This window comes from Leifsonia sp. Leaf336 (assembly GCF_001423695.1).
GTDB lineage: Bacteria > Actinomycetota > Actinomycetes > Actinomycetales > Microbacteriaceae > Leifsonia.
In genome coordinates, this window is sequence record NZ_LMOZ01000003.1 from 783,018 (window position 1) to 804,440 (window position 21,423).

Consider the following 21,423-nt stretch of genomic DNA (forward strand, 5'->3'; position numbering starts at 1 on the left):
CGATCCCGCACTCGGGGCAGAGGCTAGCGCAGCGCGTCGGCCGCGCACAACGAGTCCGGAGGGTCTGGGCCTACCGCCCTACGGTGCTCGCGCCCGGCCGCAGCTCGACCGGGAGCGTGACGCGTTCGTGGTGGTGGTCGGGGGCTGCTTCGTCGAGGACGAGCCGGATGGCCTCCTCTCCCATGCGGAAGCCAGGGAGGGTGATGGAGGTGAGGCTTACCCAGTCGGTGTACTCGCCGTCGTGCGTGCCGTCGAGTCCCATCACGGCGACGTCCTCCGGGATGCGCAGGTCGCCGCGCTCGCGGAGCACGGTGAGCGCACCGATGGCGAGATCGTCGGTGAGGGCGACGAAGGCGAAGCGCTCGGCGGGGCCGTCCCCGCCGTCCACGATCTCGGCGAGGAGGTCGGCCATGGCCGTTCGGCCGTGCTCGACGCGCAGGCCCTCGGTCACGATCACGGTGAGGTCCAGCCCGAGGCGGGCGGCGGCCTCCTCGATGCCGGAGCGGCGATCGGCGATGGGCTGGGCGGCGTCCGGCGGTGTGAAGTAGTACACGCGCCGGATGCCGAGCTCGGCCATGTGCTCGCCGGCGATGCGGCCGGCCTGCCGGTTGTCCATCAGCACCGAGCACCAGTCGCCGGGCTGGTCGTAATTGATGACGACGATCGGGCGCACGTGGCCGCGGATGCGGTTGATCCCGTCGGTGGGGTCGCTCATCGCGGCGTAGAGGATGCCGCTCGTGCGCTCCTCGGCGAAGAAGTCGAGGAGCGGATCCTGCTGATCGGTCACCACCAGCGGCTCGAAGGACTCGAACGCGTAGACCGCGTTGGCCATCAGCAGGCTGAGGCCCTTGCGGCCGGCCGTGATCTGGGCGCCCCGGGCGATGTCGACGAAGAGCCGGTTGATGATGTCGGGCACGATCAGGCCGATGCCGTCGCTGCGGCTGCGCTTGAGGTCGCGGGCGGCCGCGTTGCGGATGTAGCCGAGCCGCTCGATCGCCGCGCGGACCTTGTCCCTCGTCGCCGGGGTGACTCGCGAGGGCTGGTTCATCACGTTGGACACCGTCGCCAGCGAGACTCCAGCCTCTTGCGCGACCGCCTGCATGGTGGGCAGTTTGTCACCCGTCATGGCGGTGTGGTCTCCTCGGGCTGATCCGGACATCTGGCGCCATCATCTCATCCCGCCGGCCGGGAGGGACTCAAAGGTCCTGGCGGCTCCGGAACGCGATCATGTTCATCCGGTTGCCGCAACGCACACTGCAGAACCGCTTGGAGCCGTTGCGGGAGAGGTCGAGCAGGAGGCCGTCGCAGTCGTCGGCCGCGCAGCTGCGCAGGCGGTCGTTCTCGTTCGAGCGGATCACGTCGACGAGCGCGAGCGCGATCTCGACACGGATGCGTTCGGCGAGCGGCGCGTCCTGCGAGGTGGCGTGCAGGTGCCAGTCGAACCCGTCGTGACGCATCAGGTAGGGGGAGGCGTGCGCGTCCGCGAGCATCGCGTTGACCTCGCCGACGGCCTCGTCGCGGGGCAGGGTCCAGGCGCGCCGCAGCCGCTCCCGGGTCTCGTGCACCTGGCGGAGCTCCTCCTCGTCTCCGTCGATCCGTCCCGAGTACTGGTTCTCGTGCAGCAGGGCGACCAGGAGGTCGGGTGTCGCGAGCTCGTCGTCACCGCTGCGGGAGGCGCTCGGCACGGTGTTGCAGAGCACGACCGCGAACCGGAGGGCCTCTTCCGCGTCAGGGGCAAAATGCAAGTTGACTCCTTACGTCGGCGAGTACTAGCGTCAGGATCATAACGCACGACGACCCTGACATCCCCAGATTTCGACAGGCGGCTCCCATGGCCACGAACCACACCACCCGTGGACTCATCGTCGCGGTGATCGCCGCGGCCTCCTTCGGCCTGTCGGGCGCCTTCATCAAGCCGCTGCTCGAGTCCGGCTGGTCTCCCGCCGCTGCGGTGAGCGCGCGGGTGCTGATCGGCGGTGTCGTGCTGGCGCCGTTCGCCGCGGTGGCGCTGCGCGGTCGCTGGGGCACGCTGTGGCGCGGCCGCTGGCGCCTGCTCGGGATGGCGCTGATCGGCGTCGCGGGCACCCAGGTCCTCTACTTCGCGGCCATCGAACGCATCCCGGTGAGCACGGCCATCCTCATCGAGTACCTCGCGCCGGTGGTGCTCGTGCTGCTGGTCTGGGCGCGTACCCGTCGTGCACCCCGCTGGATGGTGCTCGCCGGCTCGGGCGTCGCGATCGCGGGCCTGCTGCTCGTCGTCGCTCCGGGCGGCGGTCACGGGCTGGACGCCGTCGGGGTGGCGCTCGCCGTCACCGCGATGCTCGGCTGCGCCGGCTACTACGTGATCGCCGCGCGGCCGGCCGACGGCCTCCCGCCCGTCGCGCTCGCCGCGGTCGGCCTTCTGCTGGGCGGCGTCGCGTTGCTCGCGGTCAGCGCAACAGGGCTGCTGCCGTTCGTGGTCAGCTTCCGCGACGTCGAACTGTTCGGCGGCCCGGCGCCGTGGTGGGTGCCGCTCGCGGTCGTCGGCGTGCTTGCGACCGCGCTCGCGTACGCGGCCGGCATCACCGCTGCCGGGCTGCTGGGCTCGCGACTGAGCTCGTTCGCCGGGCTGCTGGAGGTCGTGGCCGCGACCGTCTACGCGTGGCTGCTCCTGGGCGAGTCGCTCGGCGCCCTCCAGCTCGTCGGCGGCGTGCTCATCCTCGCGGGCATCGCGTTCGTGCGCTCCGACCCCACCCCCACCCCCACCCTCTCGGCGCCGGCGGAGCCCGCCGAGCCCGCGAAGGGCACGTCGTTGTCGCTTTCGGGGCTCGAAAGCGACAACAACGTGCCCCTCGGCTGACGAGGGCGCGGCTCAGCGGCCTTCGCTCTCGCCCGCGTCCAGGGCGTCGAGGGCGGCCATGTCCTCCGCGGTCAGCTCGAAGTCGACGTCGGCGTTCTCGACGATCCGGCTCGGCGTCGTCGACTTGGGCAGCGGCAGGATGTCGTGCTGCAACAGGTACCGGATTCCCACCTGGGCGACGCTCTTGCCGTACTTCTCAGCGATGGCGGCGACGTCTCTGTTGCGCATCAGCCGTCCGGTCGCGAGCGGCGAGTAGCCCTCCACCTGGATGTCGTGCTCGTGGCAGTACGCCGTCGTGTCCGGCTGGGTGTGCCCCACGAACCAGCGGATCTGGTTCGCATGCGGAACGACGTCGGTCGCGGCGATGAGGTCCTCCAGGTCGTCGACGACGAAGTTGCTCACGCCGATCGAGCGCGTCTTGTCGGCGTCGTAGAGCTCCTCGAAGACCTTCCAGACCTCGATGTTGCCGGCGCGGTGGTCGCTGCCGATCGCGTTCCAGGGCCACGGCGCGTGGATCAGGTAGAGGTCGATCGGGCCGAGGTCGAGCAGTGCGGACGAGCGCTCGAACGCGTGCCGGGCACCGGCGGCGTCCTTCACTTCGGCCGGGCACTTGGTGGTGATGAAGATCTCTTCGCGCGGGATGCCGCTGTCGCGCACCGCGCGCCCGACGCTCTCCTCGTTGCCGTAGGCCCGGGCGGTGTCGATGTGCCGGTAGCCCGCATCGAGGGCGGCGCGAACCGAGTCGTAGGTCTCAGGGCCGTCGGGGATCTGCCACGTACCGAAGCCGATCTTCGGGATCGTGACGCCGTTCGAGAGCGTGAAAGTGTCGGTCAGTGCCGGCATGGGCTGGCTCCTTTCGTCGGGGGCGGCGCTCATGGTAGCCCCCTCCGGCGAACACGGCGACGGTGGGTGGATCCCCTCAATCCGCCGCTCCAGGTTGGCGGCAACCCGCGATTCGCCGCGCGATCGGGCGGCCTAGCGTCTGGGCATGAGCATCATCGATGGCGCGCTGGCCGCCAACTCCACTCTCGCCGACGGGTACGACCCCGCGCTCGGCGCCCTCCCGCACCCGAAGATCGCCGTGGTGACCTGCGCCGATCCCCGCCTCACCTCCGTCGTGCGCCTGATGGGGCTGCCCGACGCCGACGTCGACCTGATCCGCAATGTCGGGACGGTCGTCGACGACGACGTGGTGCGCTCGCTCATCATCTCGACCCGGGTGCTCGGCACCCGCGAGATCATGATCATCAACCACAACGAGTGCGGGCTGACCGCGTTCTCCGGCGACGAGCTGGCTGCGAAGCTGCGGGACGAGACCGGTTCGGAGCCGGTCGCGCCGGCGACCTTCTACAGCTTCACGGACGTCGAGCAGAACACGCGCGAGCAGATGCTGAAGGCTCGTTCGCACCCGTGGATCGCGGCCGATATCCCGGTTCGCGGGTTCGTCTTCGACGTCCACACCGGCCGCCTGACCGAGGTCTCCGCGCAGGGCGACGCCTCCTCGCAGACCGGTGCGTGAGAACCTCCCATGCCGAGCCCTGAGATGGAGGCCGTGCTCGCCGCCCTGAGGCAGCGGCAGCGAGACGACGCGGGCGCGCCGCCGAAGCCCCTCGAGGAGGCGCGTGCAGGGTTCGTCCCGGCGGACGCCCTCCACCCCATCCCCGCCGATGTGCGGGTGAGCGAGATCACCGCCGGCGGGGTCCCGGCGCACTGGCTCGACGCCCCGGGCGCCGACCGGACGCGTGCCCTGCTGTTCCTGCACGGCGGCGGATTCCAGCTCGGGTCGCTGACCAGCGATGGCGAACTGGCGTCCCGCATCGGCAGGGCGGCCGGGATGCGGGTGCTGTTCCTCGAATACCGCCTCGCGCCGGAGCATCCCTACCCCGCGGCGCTCGACGATGTGCGCGCGGCCTGGGGCTGGCTGACCGCGGACCAGCGGATCGACCCCGGCTCGCTCGCGGTCGCCGGCGACTCGGCCGGCGGCGGGCTGGCCGTCTCCCTCCTCGTCGCCGAGCGCGACGAGGGAGGGTCGCTGCCCGCCGCGGGCGTGCTGATGTCGCCGACCGTCGACCTGACCAGCTCCGGCGCGTCGATGACCGAGCGCGTCGATCAGGACCCGATCTCGACGCCCGACCTGCTGCGACGACTGGCATCCGACTACCTCGCCGGAGCAGACCCTCGGTCGCCCCTGGCGTCCCCGCTCTTCGCGCGCCTTTCAGGGCTTCCGCCCCTGCTCATCCAGGTCGGCACCGCCGACCTCCTGCTCAGCGACGCGCAGCGTCTGGCCGGTGCGGCTGAGCGGGCCGGGGTCCCGGTGTCGCTGGAGGTCGGCGACGGCCTCCCGCACGTCTACCAGCTCGACGCCGGCACTCCGGAGGCCCAGGAGGCGACCGAGCGGATCGGCCGGTTCCTGCGGCAGCACGTGCGCTGAGGCGCGCCTGCGTCAGACGATCGTGCCCACGAAGAACAGCCGGCGGAACCCGAACACGGTCGCGCCGTGCACGCCCGGGTACGCCTCGCGCAGCCGCGGCCGCAGCTCGTCGACGAAGGCGTCGGCGCGGTCGCCGAGGCGCTGCCGGTAGGGGCGCAGGCGGGTGCCCTCGAGCCAGTTCAGGACGGCGTCCTCCCCGGTCAGCACGTGCTGGTAGGTCGTCTCCCAGCCTTCGACGTGGTGCCCGGCCTCCAGGAAGATGTCGAGGTAGTCGCGCATGCTCCCGACCCGGGGGATGGCCGCGCCGGCGTCCGCGAGCGCGTCGGCCCACTCGGGCTGAGCGGCGAGGTCGCGCAGCACGACCTGCGACGGCGAGTCCTCGTTGCCGGGGATCTGCACGGCGATGCGCGTGCCCGGCCGCAGCCGCGGCAGCCAGGAGCGCAGCAGCTCGCGATGCCGGGGGACCCACTGCAGCGCCGCGTTGCTCACGATCAGGTCGAGGTCGTCGTCGGCTTCCCAGTCGTCGATCGACTGCAGCACGAAGGAGAGGCGGGGATGCCGCTCCGTGAGCGGTGCGGCGGCGGCCAGCATGTCGGGCGACGAGTCGACGCCGACCACCTCGGCCTCCGGCCAGCGCTCGGCCAGCGTGGCCGTGAGCGTCCCGGTGCCGCAGCCGAGGTCGACGACGCATGCCGGCTGGAGGTCGGCGACTCGCGACACCAGGTCGTGGAACGGCCGAGACCGCTCATCGGCGAAGGCCTGGTATCGCTGCGGGTCCCATCGCACCATGCCGTCAGCCTAGGGCGGCTCCGTGAACGCCGCGCGTCTGCGAAGGGGAGAATGAGCGGACGACACCGAGGCAGGAGGACCGCATGGGGTACACCCGCGAGGAGCTGATCGGATTCACCGGCCGGACGCTGCCGGACCTTCTCCCCGACCCCACCCGGCTCCTGATCGTCGGCATCAACCCCGGCCTCCTGACCGTCGCCGTGCAGGCGCATTTCGCGCGGCGCGGCAACCGCTTCTACAAGGCGCTCCACCTCGCGGGGGTCACCGACCACGTCATCGACGCCTCCGAGGGCTTCGACCCCGCCGACGTGCGGCAGCTCGAGAGCCGCGGCGTCGGCATCACCTGCATCGTGCCCGGGGCGACGGCGCGGGCCGCGGAGCTGTCGCCGTCGCAGCTGCGGGAGGGCGGGATCGACCTCCGCGAGCGGGTCGCCGCCATCCGCCCGCGTGTGGTGGCGGTGCTCGGGATCAGCGCCTACCGAGTCGCGTTCGACGAGCCCGGCGCCCGCGTGGGCCGGCAGCCGGAGGACTGGTGCGAGTCGCAGGTGTGGGTGGTGCCGAATCCGAGCGGCCTCAACGCGCACGCGACCCTGACAGATCTGGCCGACGCGTACCGGGAGGTCGCCGTGGCTGCCGGGATCGACGTCTCTCCGTCGACTCGGCCGTCTCGGGGCTGAAGCAGGCTCTGGCCTGACACAGGCTTGGCCGACTCCAGACCCGCGGCCTCACGCGTCCCCCGGGACGAGGCCGGCTTCGACCCTGCGGAACCGTGCGGGAGTCTCGCCCACCGCGGCGCGGAAAGCGCGTGTGAAGGCCGACTCGGAGCGGTAGCCGACGTGCGCCGCGACGGCGGACACCGTCCAGTCGGAGCCGACCAGGAGGTCGGCGGCGGTCATCAGCCTGGCGCGGGTCAGGAAGGTGCCGAACGTCATGCCGGTCGCTGCCTGGAAGCGCCGGATGAACGTCGCCCGCGACATCGCGCTCTGCCGGCTGAGCGCCTCTATCGACCAATCGCCGCCCGGTCGTGCGAGCACTCGGCGGATCGCCGCGCTGACATGCTCGTCGGGTACCGCCGTCCACACCCCGGCGCCCGCGCCCGCGCCGCCGGCCGTGCGCAGCACCAACGCGATCAGCACCGTGCAGAACGCCGACATGATCGCCGCCGACCCGTCGGCGTCGCGCTCGGCCTCAGCACGCATCAATTCGCTCAGCCGAACGAGGGTGGAGCGACCGGCCTCCGAGTCGAACAGCGATGCGACGGTCGGGGTCGGCAACGAGCCGAACAGGATCGTGCCCGCGCCCGGGCTCACGCTGAAGTGCCCGCAGAACAGGTCGATCACGGGGGAGCCGCCATCGGCGCTCGCGGTGAAGATGATCGACTCGCCGGTGCGTTCCGACGTGCCTTGAACCGCGCCCGCACCGGATGTCAGGATGCGGTGCCCGGCGTTGGAGGGGATCACCACGACGTCGCCGGCCTTCATCGGATAGAGCTCGCCGCCGACCTCGAGTGCGCATTCGCCCTCCAGGAGGACGTGGAACGGCACCGCGCGCGGCCCCTCCGACGCGACGTCCATCCGCGTCGAGCCGCCGAGGCGACAGCGCCGATCGAGCGATGCGTCGAGCCGAGCCATGCGAAGAAGTCGGCTGATCTCGTCCATATGAGACTCCAGGGCAGATTTCTGAGTTCTGAACACCTATTTGTATCATCCCGCTCTGAGGAGACTCGAGACATGGACACCACAACAGCTCTCACGGCAGATGTTCTCGTCATCGGATTCGGCAAGGGCGGCAAGACCGCGGCGCACGCGCTCACCGACGCGGGCAAGCGAGTGATCCTCGTGGAGGAGTCGGAGGGGATGTACGGAGGCACGTGCCCGAACGTCGGCTGCGTGCCGACCAAGATGCTCGTGCACTACTCCAACTCCAAGCGGCTGGAGGACGAGGCCCAGGAGTTCTTCGCCAACTCGATCGAGGGCGTGCGAGCGCTCACCTCGGCGTTCCGCGCCGGCAACTTCGAGGCGCTCGACGGCAAGGACACCGCCACAGTCATCACCGGCCCGGCCCGATTCGTCGATGCGAACACCGTCGCCGTCGGGGAGGGGCAGGACACGATCACCGTCACCGCGCCGACGATCCTGATCAACACCGGATCGGAGCCGATCGTCCCCGCGATCGAGGGCCTGGCCTCCAGCCCGTACGCGGTCAGCAGCACCGAGCTGACGAAGGCCGGCTCCCTCCCGTCGCACCTCGTCATCATCGGGGGCGGCTACCTCGGCCTGGAGTTCGCCTCCATCTACCGGCACTTCGGGTCGGAGGTCACCGTGCTGGAGGCGGCGGACCGGCTGCTGCCGAAGGAGGACGACGACGTCGCGGAGGTCGCGACGGGCATTCTCGCCGGAGACGGCATCACCCTCGTCACGGGCGCCGTCGTCACCGGTGTCACCGACTCGGCCGGCGAGGCGACCATCCATTACACCAAGGGTGGCGAGCAGCACGCGGTCACCGCGGACGCCTTCCTGCCGGCGACAGGCCGCCGACCCGCCACCGAGCGGCTGAACCTCGCCGCAGCGGGCGTGGCGGTCACCGATCGCGGCGCCATCGTCGTCGACGAGCACCTGCGCACCAGCCAGCCGCACATCTTCGCACTCGGCGATGTCAACGGCGGCCCGCAGTTCACGTACGTCTCGCTCGACGACGCGCGTGTGGTGCTCGACCAGCTCCTCGGGGACGGCTCGCGCTCGACCGCCGATCGGGTCGCCGTGCCGCGCGCCCTGTTCATCACGCCACCTCTGGCGACAGTCGGCCTCACCGAGCGGGAGGCGCGCGCACAAGGCCGCTCGATCACGGTGGCTCGCGAACTGGTCGCGGACATCGTCGCGATGCCCCGCGCCTACACGGTGGAGGAGACCCGAGGCGTGATGAAGTTCATCCTCGATGTCGAGACCGACCAGATCCTCGGGGCGGCCATACTCAGCATCGACGCCCAGGAGATCATCAATCTGGTCGCGCTCGCGATGCGCCAGAAGGTGACCGCGACGGAGCTGAAGAGCGCCATCTACACCCACCCCAGCAGCACCGAGGCCCTCAACGAAGTGCTGGGCGTGATCGTCGCCTGATCCGGCGCGGCTGCAGCGCTAGTGCGCGAGCTCCAGCCGCACCTCCGCACGCGGCGGCACGACGGCCGGGTGCGTCCCCGCCATCGCCTCCAGCACGCGGACGACCTGGCACGAGTAGCCGTACTCGTTGTCGTACCAGACGTAGAGCACGAGGTTGGTCTCGTCGGCGATGGTCGCGAGGCCGTCGACGATCCCCGCGCGGTGCGAGCCGACGAAGTCGCTGGAGACGACCTCCGGCGACTCGACGTAGTCGATCTGCTGGCGGAGGCCGGAGTGCAGCGAGACGCGGCGGAGGTAGTCGTTGACCTGATCCCTGGTGGCCGGCCGCTCGAGCGTGAGGTTGAGGATTGCGAGCGAGACGTCCGGGGTGGGGACGCGGATGCTGGAGCCGGTGAGCTTGCCGGCGAGCTGCGGCAGGGCCTTCGCGACGGCCTTGGCGGCGCCGGTCTCGGTGATGACCATGTTCAGCACGGCGGAGCGGCCGCGACGGTCGCCCTTGTGGAAGTTGTCGGTGAGGTTCTGGTCGTTCGTGAACGAGTGGACCGTCTCGACGTGCCCGCGCACGATGCCGTAGGCCTCGTCGACGGCCTTCAGCACCGGCGTGATCGCGTTGGTGGTGCAGGAGGCCGCGGAGAGGATGCGGTCGTCGTCGGCGATGGTGTCGTCGTTGATGCCGTGGACGATGTTCTTCAGGGGCGTCTTGCCGGGTGCGGTCAGCAGCACGCGCGCCGCTCCGGGACTGCTCAGGTGCTGAGCGAGGCCGGCCTCGTCGCGCCACCGGCCGGTGTTGTCGACGATGATCGCGTCGCGGATGCCGTAGGAGACGTAGTCGATGCTCGCCGGGTCGTCGGAGTAGATCACCTGGATGCGGGTGCCGTTGGCGATGAGCACGTCGTTCTCGGTGTCGACCGTCACCGCACCGGGGAACGGTCCGTGCACCGAGTCGCGTGCGAGCAGGCTGGCGCGCTTGTGGAGGTCGTTGTCCGACCCGCGCCGCACGACGATCGCCCGCAGCCGGAGGCCGTTGCCGTTGCCGGCATGGTTGATCAGGATGCGTGCGAGGAGCCGGCCGATACGCCCGAAGCCGTACAGCACCACGTCGGTCGGGCCGGCCGCGTACGCCGGGTGGGCCGCGTCGATCTCCACCCTCAGCCGTTCGACGACGTCCTCCCCGTGGAGGCCCCGGACTGACATAGCGAGCCGGGCGACGTCGATGGAGGCAGGTTCGGGCCCGATCGCGAGCAACGCCGTCAGCACGGTGGCCGTCTCCTCGAGCGTCAGTTCCTCGTGCCCGAGTTCGCGGGCGCGGTCGTGCACCGAGATGACGCCGGTCGCCGACAGGTTGATCAGCCGGTGGCCGTGGATGGAGGTGACCACCCCGCGGTCGCGGTAGAGGCGACCGATGAGCGGGATCAGTTGCTCGGCGCGCTCCTCCCGTGCGACCCAGGCCGCGCGGTGGGACTCGAAGGCGTGCGGGAATTCTTCGTTGAAGACGGTCACTCTCGGTACTCGGGGTCCTTCTGCGCTGGTGAACGCGTCGGCGGGTGGGGCGTGCGGGGATGGCCGCGATGGGGAGCCTATTTGGCGGAAAGCGCAACTTTCGCGGGATCATGGCAGAAAGAATCGCGATTCTTTCGGGCGCGGCAAGACGGGAGGCCTCCGCGCGTCTTCGAAAGCAGCATTCAGTCGCGACGCGAATGAATGTCAGAAGCATCTCCTGTTTGACCGCTGAATCCTCGCGAACTTACCATCGATCCAGGACGTCGTCGCTGCTGCCCTCGCGACGACCTCCGTGCGCGACGGGCCGGTGCGGCTCTACAAACCCCACAACCCGCACCCGCACCCGCGACCCCGGTCGCCGCACCACTGACGAGGAACCATGCCCGACCTGAGGATCGAAGTCGTCGCCCGCAACGAACTGGGCGCCATCGTCGCGCTCGTCACACCGCACGGCGTGGTCGACGCGCAGCACGCGTCGTCGCAGATCGCCCGCGGCGAGGCCTGCTACGTCACCGGACCCGACTCGTACGTGCGCGTCCCCGTGCGGGCGATCTCCGCGACCGGAGGCGCCTACCTCTACGCGAATTGGGACGGCACTCAGCGCAACAACCTCCACGACCTGGCCGCCGTCCGTGTGCGGACGCCCCCGGTCGACGAGATCGGCGACGCGCTCACCACCACCTGGTCCGCACGAAGGGAGCGCGTCGCGGCGCTCTGGGGCCGGTTGTTCCCCACCGCGTCCCGGCAGCGCACGGACGCCTGCGGCACCGCCTGCTGACGGCTATCCGGCGCGAACGGGCAGCTTCGTGTCGTCCTGGTGGTACAGGAACACCTCGAGCGGGTAGGGCTTGTGCTCGATCGCTGCCGCGATCGCCAGCTGCCCGATCACCGTCTCGACCACCGAGCGCTCGAAGTGGCCGAGCCCGGGCGGAAGCGTGACGACGGTGAGGCCGGGGTGTCCCGACGACGGCACCTCCGCGGCGGGCGCCGCCGTGATGAGGACCACACGCACCCCGGCGTCGAGCACGGACGACGGGATGGTCGTCTCGCGGCCGTCCCCGAACAGCACGAGCACGTCGTCGGCCGAGAGGACCTCCATCGGGCCGTGCAGGTACTGGTAGGTCTCGAACGCGCTGCTCGGCGTGCGCAGGCCCTCCCGCACCATGAGCGAGAGCTCGGCGGCCGAGGCCAGGGAGGCGCCCCGACCCACGACGTCGATGCTCGTCGCTCCCGCGAGGGCCGTGCCGATCGTTTCGGCGACCGACGCGTAGTCGCGGAGGGCGTCGGCGGCGCGGCCGGGGAGCCGTGCCGCCTCCGCACCGGCGTCGAGCGCGCCCACCCGGTCGAGCAGCAGCGCGTAGGCGAGGATCGTCGCGGTGTACCCGCTCGTGTAGACCGGGGAGTCCGCGAAGCCGCCGAGCCCGAGGACGACGTCGGTCGCCTCCCGGATGGGCTGGTCGGGGAAGTTGGTGATGCCGATCCGCGAGCCCGGCGCGAGCGCCCGTGCCGCGGCGAGCGGCTCGGGGCTCCGGCCCGACTCGGACACGATGACCGAGTGGTCGGCCCGCACGACCGCCAGGCCGTCGGCCACGTCGGAGGCGATGACAGCGGCGGCGGCGCGGCCGCGCTGGGCGAACGCGGCGAGAGGCACGTGCGCCGAGTTGAGGGACGCCCCCATCGCGATGACGGCCACGCTGTCGTCTTCACCCCAGCGTGCGAGCGAGGCCGCGTCGAGGTCGCGCGTGACGGTCTCCAGAGCGAGCTGGAGGTTGGTGGGCTGGGCGTTCATGGCGTCGATGAAGGATGCGGTCGGTTCCATAGTCGTCTTTCTCGATGAGGTGGTCGTGGGTGGCTCTGGAGGGGTCAGCCCTTGACGGCGCCGGCGGCCATGCCGCTGACGACGTAACGCTGGAAGACCATCGCCACGATGATCGGCGGGAGCGCGGCGAGGATGCCGCCGGCGGCCACCAGCCCGAAGTCGGTGGTGTAGCGTCCGGCGAACTCGCTGATCGCGACGGGGAGGGTCTTCGCGGCGTTCGAAGACGTGAAGATGAGCGCGTACATGAACTCGTCCCAGGCCAACAGGAAGGCGAACATCAGGGCGGCGAAGATGCCGGGCCGGGCGGCGGGGAGGACGACCCGGAACAGTGCGCCGAGCCTGCTCGTGCCGTCGATGCGGGCGGCCTCCTCCAGCTCCTCGGGGATGGTGAGGAAGTAGTTGCTGAGGATCCAGAGCACGAACGGGACCACGAGCGAGCAGTCGACGATGATCAGTCCTGTGACGGTGTCGAGCAGCCCCAGCGAGTTGAGGATCAGGTACAGCGGGATGAGCAGGGCGATCTGCGGCAGCATGTACGTCGCGAGGAACAGGATCAGGACGGCTTGACGGAACCGGAACCGCAGCCGGGCGAACGCGTAGGCGCCGAGGATGCCGACGATCATCGAGACGCCGACGGTCCCGACGGCGACGATGGTGGTGTTGGCGAGCGCCGCGCGGAAGGTGGCGCCGACGCTGTCCGCACCGCCGCGGAAGATGAGCTCGTACCGGCTCCAGTCGAGCGTGTCGGGGATCCACTGCAGCGGCGTCGAGATGAGCACCCGTTGCGGCGTCACGCTGGCGAGCACCATCCATCCGAACGGCAGGAGGATCACCAGGGCGACGACCAATGCCGCGAGGTGCAGGAGGATCGAGTTGCGTTTGGCGTGTCTCACAGCAGGCTCATCTCGGATCGGCGCAGCAGGCGCAGGTAGAAGAACGTCAGGGCCAGGATGACGAGCACGATGATGTACGACAGCGCGGCTCCCACTCCGAAGTTCTGGTCGGAGAAGGCCGTCGTGTACGCGTAGTAGGCGACGGTCTGGGTGCCGTTGACGGGGCCGCCGCGCGTCATCGCGTAGACGATGTCGAACACCTTGAACGCCTCCACGGTCCGCAGAACGAGCACCACGGAGATCGACGGCACCAGCATCGGCAGGATGATCGACCGGAAGATCCGCGGCCAGCTCGCGCGGTCGACCTTCGCCGCCTCGTAGAGCTCGGAGGGGATGGAGGTCAGCCCGGCGAGCAGGAAGAACGCCACCAGCGGTGTCGTCTTCCAGACATCGGCGATGATCACCATGTTGAGGGCGGTGGTCGGATCCCCGAGCCAGGCCTGGTACTGGTCGATGATCCCGAGCTGGGTCAGTGCGGCGTTGAGCGCGCCGTACTGCGCGTTGAAGATGCCCTTCCACATCGCCGCGTTGACGATGGTCGGGATCGCCCACGGGATGATCACGATCGCGCGGAACAGCCAGCGGGCGCGGAGCTTCGCGTTCAGGAGGCCGGCGACGATCAGCCCGAACACGAGCTCGAGCGCCGTCGACACGATGGTGAAGTAGAGAGTGCGCCCCATCGCCGCCCAGAACCCGGACGAGCTGAGGACGCCGATATAGTTCTGGAGCCCGACGAACGGGGTGTCGGTCGCCAGTGCCGAGTTCACCTCGAAGAACGAGATGAGCAGGGTTCGCAGGATCGGGTAGACGATCACCCCGAAGACGGCGATCGCGGCGGGCAGGAGCAGCCAGAACGCCAGCCTCCCCTGATTGTCGCGCCTGCGGCGGGTGCGGCGCTCCCGTGCGGGGGAGCGCCGTTCCGTCTCGACTCCGGCGACCGACACGCCGGTCACTTCTGGCTCGCGTTCGCGGCCGTGACCGCGTCGTCGAGGGCCTGCTGCGGGCTCTTCTTGCCGAGCAGCGCGTTCTGCAGCTCGACCTGGAGGGCCTGCGAGACGGTGTTGTAGTTCGCCACCGGCGGGCGCAGGATCATCGAGTCGTAGGCCTTGCCCGCGGCGGCGAACACCTCGGGGTTCGTCTTGGTGATGTCGGGCTTGGTGTAACTGGCCTTCCAGTTGGTCATCGAGCTGGTGACGTACTTGTCCTGCACGGCCTCGCTCGTCATGTACTCGATGAACTTCCACGCTGCCGCCTGGTGCGTCGACTTCGCGCCGATCGCGAGCGCCATCGACCCGTTCACGCCGGGGTTGTCTCCGCCCGGGCCGGCCGGCGGCACGGTGACGGCGACCTGGCCGACGACCTTCGAGATCGAGGGGTCGTTCTGGTCGCGGAACGTGGACTCCCAGTTCAGCTCCATGGCGGTCTTGCCCGACGCCATCGACTTGTCGGTGTCGTCCTCCAGGAAGGTCGTCGATGCCGGGTCGGTGAGACCCTCGTCGAGCGACTTCTTCATGAACTCCAGGGCCTGGACGCCCGCGCCCTTGTTGATGTCGAGCTTGCCGCTGGAGTCGGTGAACTGGCCTCCGAATGCGCCGAGCAGCTCGGCGTAGTCGCAGACGAGGGCCTCGGCCTGCGACCAGCTCCAGGCGATCGGGTACTGCACGACCCCGGCGTCCTTGAGCTTCTTCGCGACCGTCAGGACGCCGTCCCAGGTCTTCACGTCGTCGGGACCGGCGCCGACCTTGGCGAGCATGTCCTTGTTGTAGAAGAACAGCTTCGTGGAGGGGCCCCACGGCACCCCGTAGTACTTGCCCTTGTACTCGGCGCTGCTGAGCGCGCCGCCGAGCATGTCGGACTTCCAGCTCGACGGGAAGTTCTTCGTCACGTCGGTGATGATGCCCTTGGAGGCGAACTCCGCCGGCCAGATCACGTCGAGGTGGACGACGTCGTACGTGCCGGCGGGCGCCGACGTGACGATCTTGTCGTGCAGCGCCTCGTACGCCACGAACGTCGGCTTGACCGTGATCTTCGGGTTCTTGGCCTCGAAGTCCTTGATCATGGCGTTGACGTCCGACTCCGAATAGCCCGCCTGCTTCATGAACAGCGCGTTGATCGTCCCGGTGCCGTCGCCTTGACCGCCGCCGCCGGAACCGGCTCCCGTCACGCTGCAGGCGGTGAGGGCGAGCGCGGCCACGGCCGCGAGCCCGACGCCGGCGAGCGTTCGACGTCGCCGAGGGGATGTGATTCTCATGGCTTCCTCCGTGATGGTGTTGATGGTGCGAAGGGGACAGCGTCGGCCGCCTCCGAGAGTCGCCGGGCCATCGCGAGCGCTCCCTCCACCGGGGGCGCGGCGAGCAGATGGACGGCGTGTCCGAGTCCGCGGGCGCGGAGGCGCTCGCGGAAGGCCCGCAGCAGGCGGGGCTGGTGGGTGATGACGCCGCCGGCGCAGACGACGTGTTCGCCGACGGCTCCGTGCCGGTGCACGAGCTGCACGCTGCGGGCGAGCTCGTCGGCGGCCTGATCGATGACCCGTGCCGCGCGCGGGCTCCCCGCGTCGGCGGCGGCGAAGACGAGCGGCGCGGCCGCCCCCCAGCGCGTGATCCGGGGGTGGACGGTCAGGGCGTTCGACAGGCCGACGATGTCGTCGACGGCGAAGTGGGTGAACAGCGCGTCGGCGAGCTGGTCGAGGCGCTCCCGCTCGTCGACCGCGTCGAAGAGCGAGCGGACGGCGTCGCGGACGAGTGCGGGGGCGCTGCCGGGGTCGTTGAGGATGTAGCCGTAGCCTCCCGCGGTCACCGGGCTGCCGTCGGCCCGCCGGCCGACGACCTTGGAGCCGGTGCCGGCGATGACGGCGATGGCCTCGTCGAAGCCGGCGGCCGGTCCGAGCAGTTCGACGTCGTTGACGGTCCAGGTGCGCCCCGGGCGGCCATTGTCGAGCGCGGTCTGGAAGGCCAGGGCCTGGGCGTCGCTGTCGAGCCCGTGGGCGCCGACCGCCAGAGCGGCCTCCTCGGCGCCGGGGAGGCCGCCGAAGAGAGCCAGCAGCCGCGCGACGCTGGGGGGCGAGTCCAGCCGGCCGTCCACCTGCCACTCGGCCGTGGGGACGGAGGTGTCGAGAAGCGCGACGCCGTCGGATTCGGCGCGGACGTGCGTCTTGGTACCGCCGATGTCGATGCCAACGATCACCCGTCGCTCCTCTGTCTTCGTTGCCAGGAACTTCGTCCGATCGGGTGGATTACTTCTTTCCGATCGGAGTGAGAAGAAGTTGGAATGACACTAGAAGCAGTGCCCGCCGTCTGTCAAGAGCTGCGGTCAGAAGTCGATGTAGGCGAACCCGTTCACTTCGGCCGCGGCCAGTTCGGCGATCCCGAGCAGTACGCCGTCCTCGCGGTGCGTGGCCGCCGCGACCCGCGGCACGCGGATGATCCGGCCGCGGAGCCGCTGCTCGATCTCGGGGATCACGGTCGCATCGTCGCCGGCGAAGCTGCTGCCGAACACCACGAGCTCCGGGTCGAGGACGATGACGAGTGCAGCCACCGCGATCGCGACCATGTCGAGGATCTCGTCGGCCATCTCCCGGGCGTCGGTGTCGCCGGTGCGGGCGAGTTCGAAGACGTCCTCGGCGGTGAGGGTTCCGGAGGCCGGCAGCGTCATGCCGCGCGCGACCGCGCGCCGGGTCAGCGCGAGCGACCCGATGCGGTCTTCGAGGTCGCCGTGCTCGTCGTACGAGCGCTCGAGCGAGGAGCGCTCCATCAGCAGATAGCCGATCTCTCCGGCCTCCGCCCGGGCCCCGCGGTACAGCTCGCCGTTGGTGATGATCCCGGCGCCGAGGCCGTTCTCGAGGAAGATGGCGACGAGGCTGGAGAGGCCCTTGCCGGTCCCCGCGTGCAACTCGCCGTACGCGAGCGCGTTCGCGTCGTTCTCGACCACGATCGGCACGGAGGTCCGCTCGCGCAGCAGGGCGCCGAACGGCACGCCGGTCCAGCCGAACTCCGGCATCGTTCCGACGACGCCGTCGGGCTGCTGCACCACGCCGGGCACGGCGATTCCCGCGGCCAGACACGGCGTGCCGAGCGAGTCGGCCGTAGCGATCAACTCGTCGAAGAGCCCGAACACCCGATCCAGCTGGGCCTGCTGGTCGGCGAGCCGTTCGGCCTCCGGAGCCTCCTTGCCTAGCCTTGTCCCGAGCTCGGTGGTGCGCCGGAAGACGACGGTGCCGTCGAAGTCGACCAGGATCCCGGTGACGACGTCGGACCGCAGCTGGATCGCCGCGACCAGGCGCGAGCTGCCCGCGTAGCGGAGGAGCACGGAGGGCCTCCCGCCGCGCGACGGCTCCTGGCCGGCGGCGACGACGAGACCCTCGTCCACGAGCGTTGCCGTGAGCCGGTTGATGGTCGCGGGAGCGAGCCCGGTCATCGCGCCGAGCTGCTGCCGCGACAGCGGCCCGGATGCCCGGAGCGCCTCGATGATGGCGGTCTGGTTGACGCGTGCGAGCGTGCTCGTCGTCGCCGTGCCGCTTGCGCGTCGTGCCACCAGAACACCTTCCGTCGTAGCTCGGAAGAACTTTACTATCCGTGTGGAAGGAACAGCGTGCGGTGTCGCCCTATGTCCGGAACGGCGCGCTTGTCGGGAAGTGCTTGCGCAGCATCACGCCGATCCCGTCCTCGTCGTTCGAGAGGGTGCGCTCGATCGCCGGGCTCGCGCCGAGACTCTTCGACGCGTTCGCCATGAGGACCCCGACGCCGGCGTTCTCGAGCAGCTCCAGGTCGGAGAGGCTGTCGCCGAAGGCGATGACGTCGCGCAGCTCGTGACCGAGATGGCTCGCCAGGGCAGTGACGGCCGGGAGCTTGACGGCGCGGGAGGAGATGATCTCGATGACGTGCGGCACGCGATGGATGAACGCGTCCGCTCCCACCTCCCGCAGCGGCCCTTCGAGCGCGTCCAGCGCCGCGCTTTCGCCGCGGAACATGACCTTGAAGACGGCGCCGGCCGCGAGCGCGCTCGGCCGGACGTAGTCGGCGCCGACGTCGGACGGCCACACCGACGTGTTCCTGGCCTCCCGGAGGCCCCAGTAGTCCAGCCGGTTCACGAACCAGTCGTCGCGCGTGTAGACGCCGACGTGGACGTCCGTCGCTGCGGCGAGCTCGAGGAACCGTGCCGTCGCTCCGTCGTCGAGCGGGGTCTCGGACAGCGTCGAGAAGCGTCCGTCCGCCTCCCGCGCCCAGACGAGCGCCCCTCCGTAGGTGGCGTACGACGACCGGACGCCGAGCTGCTCCTCGATCAGGGCCGTGGACTGCGGGCCGCGTGCGGTGACGAGGATGACGTGGACGCCCTCCGTCTCGGCCACCCGGCGGATCTCCGACGCCGTGAAGCTCGCGATGCGCTTGTCCGAACCGATCAGGGTCCCGTCGATGTCGAGCGCCAGGATGCGCAGTCCAGTCACGCCGCGACCTCCCGATCGGTTGGGCACCCTCACCCTAGCGGGACGCGGGACGCGGTTCGCAGTTCGCGACAGGGAGGTCACAAATCCTCCCGCTGATCGGTCTCAGTCGGTGAGGGACCCACCACCGGGCCGGACGGAGGCAATCGGATGACCGCGATCGCACAAGGGACGAGGCGCCGGACGCTCGGCCCGGTTCTCGCACGATGCGGCTGGGCCGCCTGGGAATGGCTCGCGCGCCCGCTCCGCTACCGCGCAGTGCACCAGCTGCACGTGGCCGCCGAGACCGGCGATCGGGAGCGGCTGCGCGCCCTCCTGTCACCGACCGTCTCGGTCGTCGTCGACTCCGGGAGCGGCGACGCCTCCGGGGTGCGGGTGATCCAGGGGGTCGCGAACGCGACGGTGGTGCTCGAACACGGCTTCGCGCGTGCCGACGGCGTGCTGGTCGACGAGCGGTCGGTCAACAGCCAGGCGGGACTCGTCATCAGCCGCGCCGGAGCTCCGGTCGCCTCGGTCGCCGTCGACTTCACCGGCCGTCTCGTCTCGATGGTCTGGGTGCGTCTGGACCCGGTCGGTCGCCGGCACTGGAACAGCGTCTACGCGTAAGCGCATCGCGCAGGAGGGGCGACGCGTCCGGTAGCGGGTGGGACCAGCCGTGTTCTGCTTGGCGCTGCCCGGGAAAAGGGCCGCCTGAAACCCAGTGCTCCCGCTCTTACCTCGCGGCTCGACCGGACGCGTCGACAACTCGGACAGCAGACATCGTAGATCTGTGACGGCCTGTGCGGAATCGGTCACAACCGGGAGGCCTGCCCGGTCGTAGCTGGCGACGGCGCGATCGCGCCGCTCCAACGAAGGGATACCCATGAAGATCGTCGTCATCGGCGGAACCGGCCTGATCGGCCGCCCGCTCGTCGAGCAGCTCCGTCAGGCCGGCCACGAGGTCGTCCCGGCCTCCCCGTCGACCGGCGTCGACACCGTGACCGGGGCGGGCGTCGACGCGGCTCTCGCCGGCGCCGACGTGGTCGTCGACGTGGCGAACTCGCCATCGTTCGAGGACGGCCCCGTGCTGGAGTTCTTCGAGCGCAGCACCGGCACGCTGGTGCAGGCGGAGAAGCGCGCGGGCGTCGGCCACCACGTCGTCCTCTCGATCGTCGGCGCCGACCGGATGCCCGACTTCGGCTACATGCGGGCGAAGGTGCGGCAGGAGGACATCGTGACGAGCAGCGGAGTGCCGTACTCGATCGTGCGAGCGACGCAGTTCTTCGAGTTCATCCCCGCGCTCGCGGAGGGCGGTGCTGCCGGCGACACCATCACCCTGTCTCCGGTACTCATGCAGCCGATCGCCGCCGCCGACGTGTCGCAGGCGCTCGCCGCCGCCGCGCTTTCCGACCCGACGAATGCGTTCGTCGAGCTCGCGGGCCCGGAGCCGGTGCGCCTCGCCGACGCGGCGAAGCTCATCCTCGCCAGTCGTGGCGACACCCGGGAGATCGTCGCGGACGAGTCCGTCGGCTACTTCGGCGGAGTCGTGACCGATGAGTCGCTCGTGCCAGGGCACGACCCGAAGGCGGTCGCGCAGCTCCGTGGCGCGACCTCCCTCGGGGAATGGATCCGCCGCTAGCATCGACCCATGTCCGAACCCGGTGCCACAGGCGACCTGCGCAGTGGTGACGACCTCGCCTCCGCGGTCGCGACCTTCGCGGAGGTCCGTCCCCGGCTGTTCGGCATCGCCTACCGGATGCTCGGCACCGTCGCGGACGCCGAGGACATCGTGCAGGACACCTGGCTGCGCTGGCAGGCCTACGACCGGTCGACCGTGCGTGAGCCGGCGGCGTTCCTGGCCACCGCCACGACGCGCCTCGCGATGAACGCGGCGACCTCCGCCCGTGCGCAGCGCGAGACCTACATCGGGCCGTGGCTACCGGAGCCCGTCGACACCTCCCACGACCCCACACTGGGCGCCGAGCGCGGCGAAGCCCTGAGCTTCGCCGTGCTCGTGCTGCTCGAGAAGCTGTCGCCTGCCGAGCGCGCCGCCTACGTGCTGCGCGAGGCCTTCGACTACCCGTACGCGGAGATCGCACGGATCGTGGAGACGAGCGAGCCGTCCGCCCGGCAGCTCGTCAGCAGAGCGCGCAAGCATCTCGAGGCCGAACGGAAGGCCCGCGAGGTCGCGGACGGCGAGCGGATGCGTCTCCTGACGGCGTTCATGGCCGCGGCCGAGCACGGCGACATGGCGGCGCTCGAGAAGCTCTTCGCCGACGACGTGGTCTCGCTCTCCGACGGCGGCGGCGTGGTCCGCGCGACGCGCATCCCCGTCATCGGAGCACAGACGGTGGCCAAGTACATCCACGCGTTCGCCTCGCGGTTCTGGGAGGGCTCGGCGCTGCACCTGGCCGAGCTCAACGGCGGGCCGGCGATCGTCGCCACGCGCGACGGCGAGGTCTTCGCCTTCGTCACGGCCGATCTCGACGACTCCGGCATCCACGATCTGTTCTGGGTCCTCAACCCGAGCAAGCTGGGGCACGTCCCCGGCGTCTGAATGTCACAGAACGACCTCCTTTCCGGTCATAGCTGGTGAGGACAGGAGGTTCGTCATGCGTCG

The 21,423-nt window shown here is 70.3% G+C and carries 22 protein-coding genes; 9 read left to right on the top strand and 13 right to left on the bottom strand.

Features of this window, described 5'->3' with window-relative positions; genetic code table 11:
- Positions 1-70 precede the first annotated feature (70 nt).
- Both ASF88_RS19160 and ASF88_RS19165 read right to left on the bottom strand, forming a co-directional pair.
- Positions 71-1,126 (bottom strand): LacI family DNA-binding transcriptional regulator, encoded by a 1,056-nt coding sequence (locus tag ASF88_RS19160; protein ID WP_055922618.1) that lies wholly within the window; start codon positions 1,124-1,126, stop codon positions 71-73.
- A 70-nt stretch (positions 1,127-1,196) separates the two neighbouring features.
- Positions 1,197-1,745 (bottom strand): CGNR zinc finger domain-containing protein, encoded by a 549-nt coding sequence (locus ASF88_RS19165; RefSeq protein WP_200935329.1) that lies wholly within the window; start codon positions 1,743-1,745, stop codon positions 1,197-1,199.
- A gap of 86 nt (positions 1,746-1,831) precedes the next feature.
- On the opposite strand from ASF88_RS19165, the gene ASF88_RS19170 reads away from it, so the two are divergent.
- Positions 1,832-2,839 (top strand): EamA family transporter, encoded by a 1,008-nt coding sequence (locus tag ASF88_RS19170; protein WP_055922620.1) that lies wholly within the window; start codon positions 1,832-1,834, stop codon positions 2,837-2,839.
- 12 nt (positions 2,840-2,851) lie between these two features.
- Here ASF88_RS19170 and ASF88_RS19175 read toward each other — a convergent pair whose 3' ends face one another.
- On the bottom strand, positions 2,852-3,682 hold the full coding sequence (locus ASF88_RS19175) for an aldo/keto reductase (protein ID WP_055922622.1): 831 nt from the start codon (positions 3,680-3,682) through the stop codon (positions 2,852-2,854).
- Positions 3,683-3,827: 145 nt separating this feature from the next.
- Here ASF88_RS19175 and ASF88_RS19180 point away from each other — a divergent pair, with 145 nt between their 5' ends.
- Positions 3,828-4,358: a beta-class carbonic anhydrase gene (locus ASF88_RS19180; RefSeq protein ID WP_055922624.1), complete on the top strand. Its 531-nt coding sequence runs from the start codon at positions 3,828-3,830 to the stop codon at positions 4,356-4,358.
- Between the two features lie 9 nt (positions 4,359-4,367).
- Positions 4,368-5,270, top strand: coding sequence for an alpha/beta hydrolase (locus ASF88_RS19185; RefSeq protein WP_055922627.1), 903 nt, complete (start codon positions 4,368-4,370; stop codon positions 5,268-5,270).
- A gap of 12 nt (positions 5,271-5,282) precedes the next feature.
- Here the strand turns inward: ASF88_RS19185 and ASF88_RS19190 are convergent, their stop codons facing one another.
- Positions 5,283-6,059 (bottom strand): methyltransferase domain-containing protein, encoded by a 777-nt coding sequence (locus ASF88_RS19190; protein ID WP_235493564.1) that lies wholly within the window; start codon positions 6,057-6,059, stop codon positions 5,283-5,285.
- A gap of 83 nt (positions 6,060-6,142) precedes the next feature.
- Between ASF88_RS19190 and ASF88_RS19195 the strand changes: the two genes are divergently transcribed.
- Positions 6,143-6,736, top strand: coding sequence for a mismatch-specific DNA-glycosylase (locus ASF88_RS19195; RefSeq protein WP_055922630.1), 594 nt, complete (start codon positions 6,143-6,145; stop codon positions 6,734-6,736).
- A gap of 48 nt (positions 6,737-6,784) precedes the next feature.
- Here the strand turns inward: ASF88_RS19195 and ASF88_RS19200 are convergent, their stop codons facing one another.
- Positions 6,785-7,717 carry a cupin domain-containing protein gene (locus ASF88_RS19200; RefSeq protein WP_055922633.1) on the bottom strand — a complete coding sequence of 311 codons (933 nt, stop codon included), beginning with the start codon at positions 7,715-7,717 and terminating at the stop codon, positions 6,785-6,787.
- A gap of 72 nt (positions 7,718-7,789) precedes the next feature.
- Here ASF88_RS19200 and ASF88_RS19205 point away from each other — a divergent pair, with 72 nt between their 5' ends.
- Positions 7,790-9,175 carry a dihydrolipoyl dehydrogenase family protein gene (locus ASF88_RS19205; RefSeq protein ID WP_055922636.1) on the top strand — a complete coding sequence of 462 codons (1,386 nt, stop codon included), beginning with the start codon at positions 7,790-7,792 and terminating at the stop codon, positions 9,173-9,175.
- Positions 9,176-9,193: 18 nt separating this feature from the next.
- Here the strand turns inward: ASF88_RS19205 and ASF88_RS19210 are convergent, their stop codons facing one another.
- Positions 9,194-10,675, bottom strand: coding sequence for a glyceraldehyde-3-phosphate dehydrogenase (locus tag ASF88_RS19210; RefSeq protein ID WP_055922639.1), 1,482 nt, complete (start codon positions 10,673-10,675; stop codon positions 9,194-9,196).
- 379 nt (positions 10,676-11,054) lie between these two features.
- Between ASF88_RS19210 and ASF88_RS19215 the strand changes: the two genes are divergently transcribed.
- A complete protein-coding gene (locus ASF88_RS19215) occupies positions 11,055-11,453 on the top strand; it encodes a hypothetical protein (RefSeq protein ID WP_055922642.1) in 399 nt (132 codons plus the stop codon).
- 3 nt (positions 11,454-11,456) lie between these two features.
- On the opposite strand, the gene ASF88_RS19220 is transcribed toward ASF88_RS19215, so the two are convergent.
- The 7 genes from ASF88_RS19220 to ASF88_RS19250 form a co-directional block, all read right to left on the bottom strand.
- Complete coding sequence (locus ASF88_RS19220; RefSeq protein ID WP_055922645.1) at positions 11,457-12,494, bottom strand: SIS domain-containing protein; 1,038 nt, start codon at positions 12,492-12,494, stop codon at positions 11,457-11,459.
- Between the two features lie 44 nt (positions 12,495-12,538).
- Positions 12,539-13,387 (bottom strand): carbohydrate ABC transporter permease, encoded by an 849-nt coding sequence (locus tag ASF88_RS19225; protein ID WP_055922648.1) that lies wholly within the window; start codon positions 13,385-13,387, stop codon positions 12,539-12,541.
- Entirely contained in the window at positions 13,384-14,331 is a 948-nt protein-coding gene (locus tag ASF88_RS19230) for a carbohydrate ABC transporter permease (protein ID WP_235493566.1), read from the bottom strand. Before ASF88_RS19230 ends, ASF88_RS19225 begins: the two co-directional genes overlap by 4 nt.
- Before the next feature lie 5 nt (positions 14,332-14,336).
- Positions 14,337-15,638, bottom strand: coding sequence for an extracellular solute-binding protein (locus ASF88_RS19235; RefSeq protein ID WP_055922654.1), 1,302 nt, complete (start codon positions 15,636-15,638; stop codon positions 14,337-14,339).
- Positions 15,635-16,570, bottom strand: coding sequence for a BadF/BadG/BcrA/BcrD ATPase family protein (locus tag ASF88_RS19240; RefSeq protein ID WP_055922656.1), 936 nt, complete (start codon positions 16,568-16,570; stop codon positions 15,635-15,637). Before ASF88_RS19240 ends, ASF88_RS19235 begins: the two co-directional genes overlap by 4 nt.
- A 126-nt stretch (positions 16,571-16,696) precedes the next feature.
- Positions 16,697-17,917: an ROK family transcriptional regulator gene (locus tag ASF88_RS19245; protein WP_055922659.1), complete on the bottom strand. Its 1,221-nt coding sequence runs from the start codon at positions 17,915-17,917 to the stop codon at positions 16,697-16,699.
- 70 nt (positions 17,918-17,987) lie between these two features.
- Positions 17,988-18,827, bottom strand: coding sequence for an HAD hydrolase family protein (locus ASF88_RS19250; RefSeq protein WP_055922662.1), 840 nt, complete (start codon positions 18,825-18,827; stop codon positions 17,988-17,990).
- Positions 18,828-18,974: 147 nt separating this feature from the next.
- On the opposite strand from ASF88_RS19250, the gene ASF88_RS19255 reads away from it, so the two are divergent.
- The 3 genes from ASF88_RS19255 (at position 18,975) to ASF88_RS19265 (ending at position 21,360) form a co-directional block, all read left to right on the top strand.
- A complete protein-coding gene (locus ASF88_RS19255) occupies positions 18,975-19,430 on the top strand; it encodes a hypothetical protein (RefSeq protein WP_055922665.1) in 456 nt (151 codons plus the stop codon).
- Between the two features lie 256 nt (positions 19,431-19,686).
- On the top strand, positions 19,687-20,442 hold the full coding sequence (locus ASF88_RS19260; protein ID WP_055922668.1) for an SDR family oxidoreductase: 756 nt from the start codon (positions 19,687-19,689) through the stop codon (positions 20,440-20,442).
- Between the two features lie 9 nt (positions 20,443-20,451).
- A complete protein-coding gene (locus ASF88_RS19265) occupies positions 20,452-21,360 on the top strand; it encodes an RNA polymerase sigma-70 factor (RefSeq protein WP_055922671.1) in 909 nt (302 codons plus the stop codon).
- Positions 21,361-21,423 lie beyond the last annotated feature (63 nt).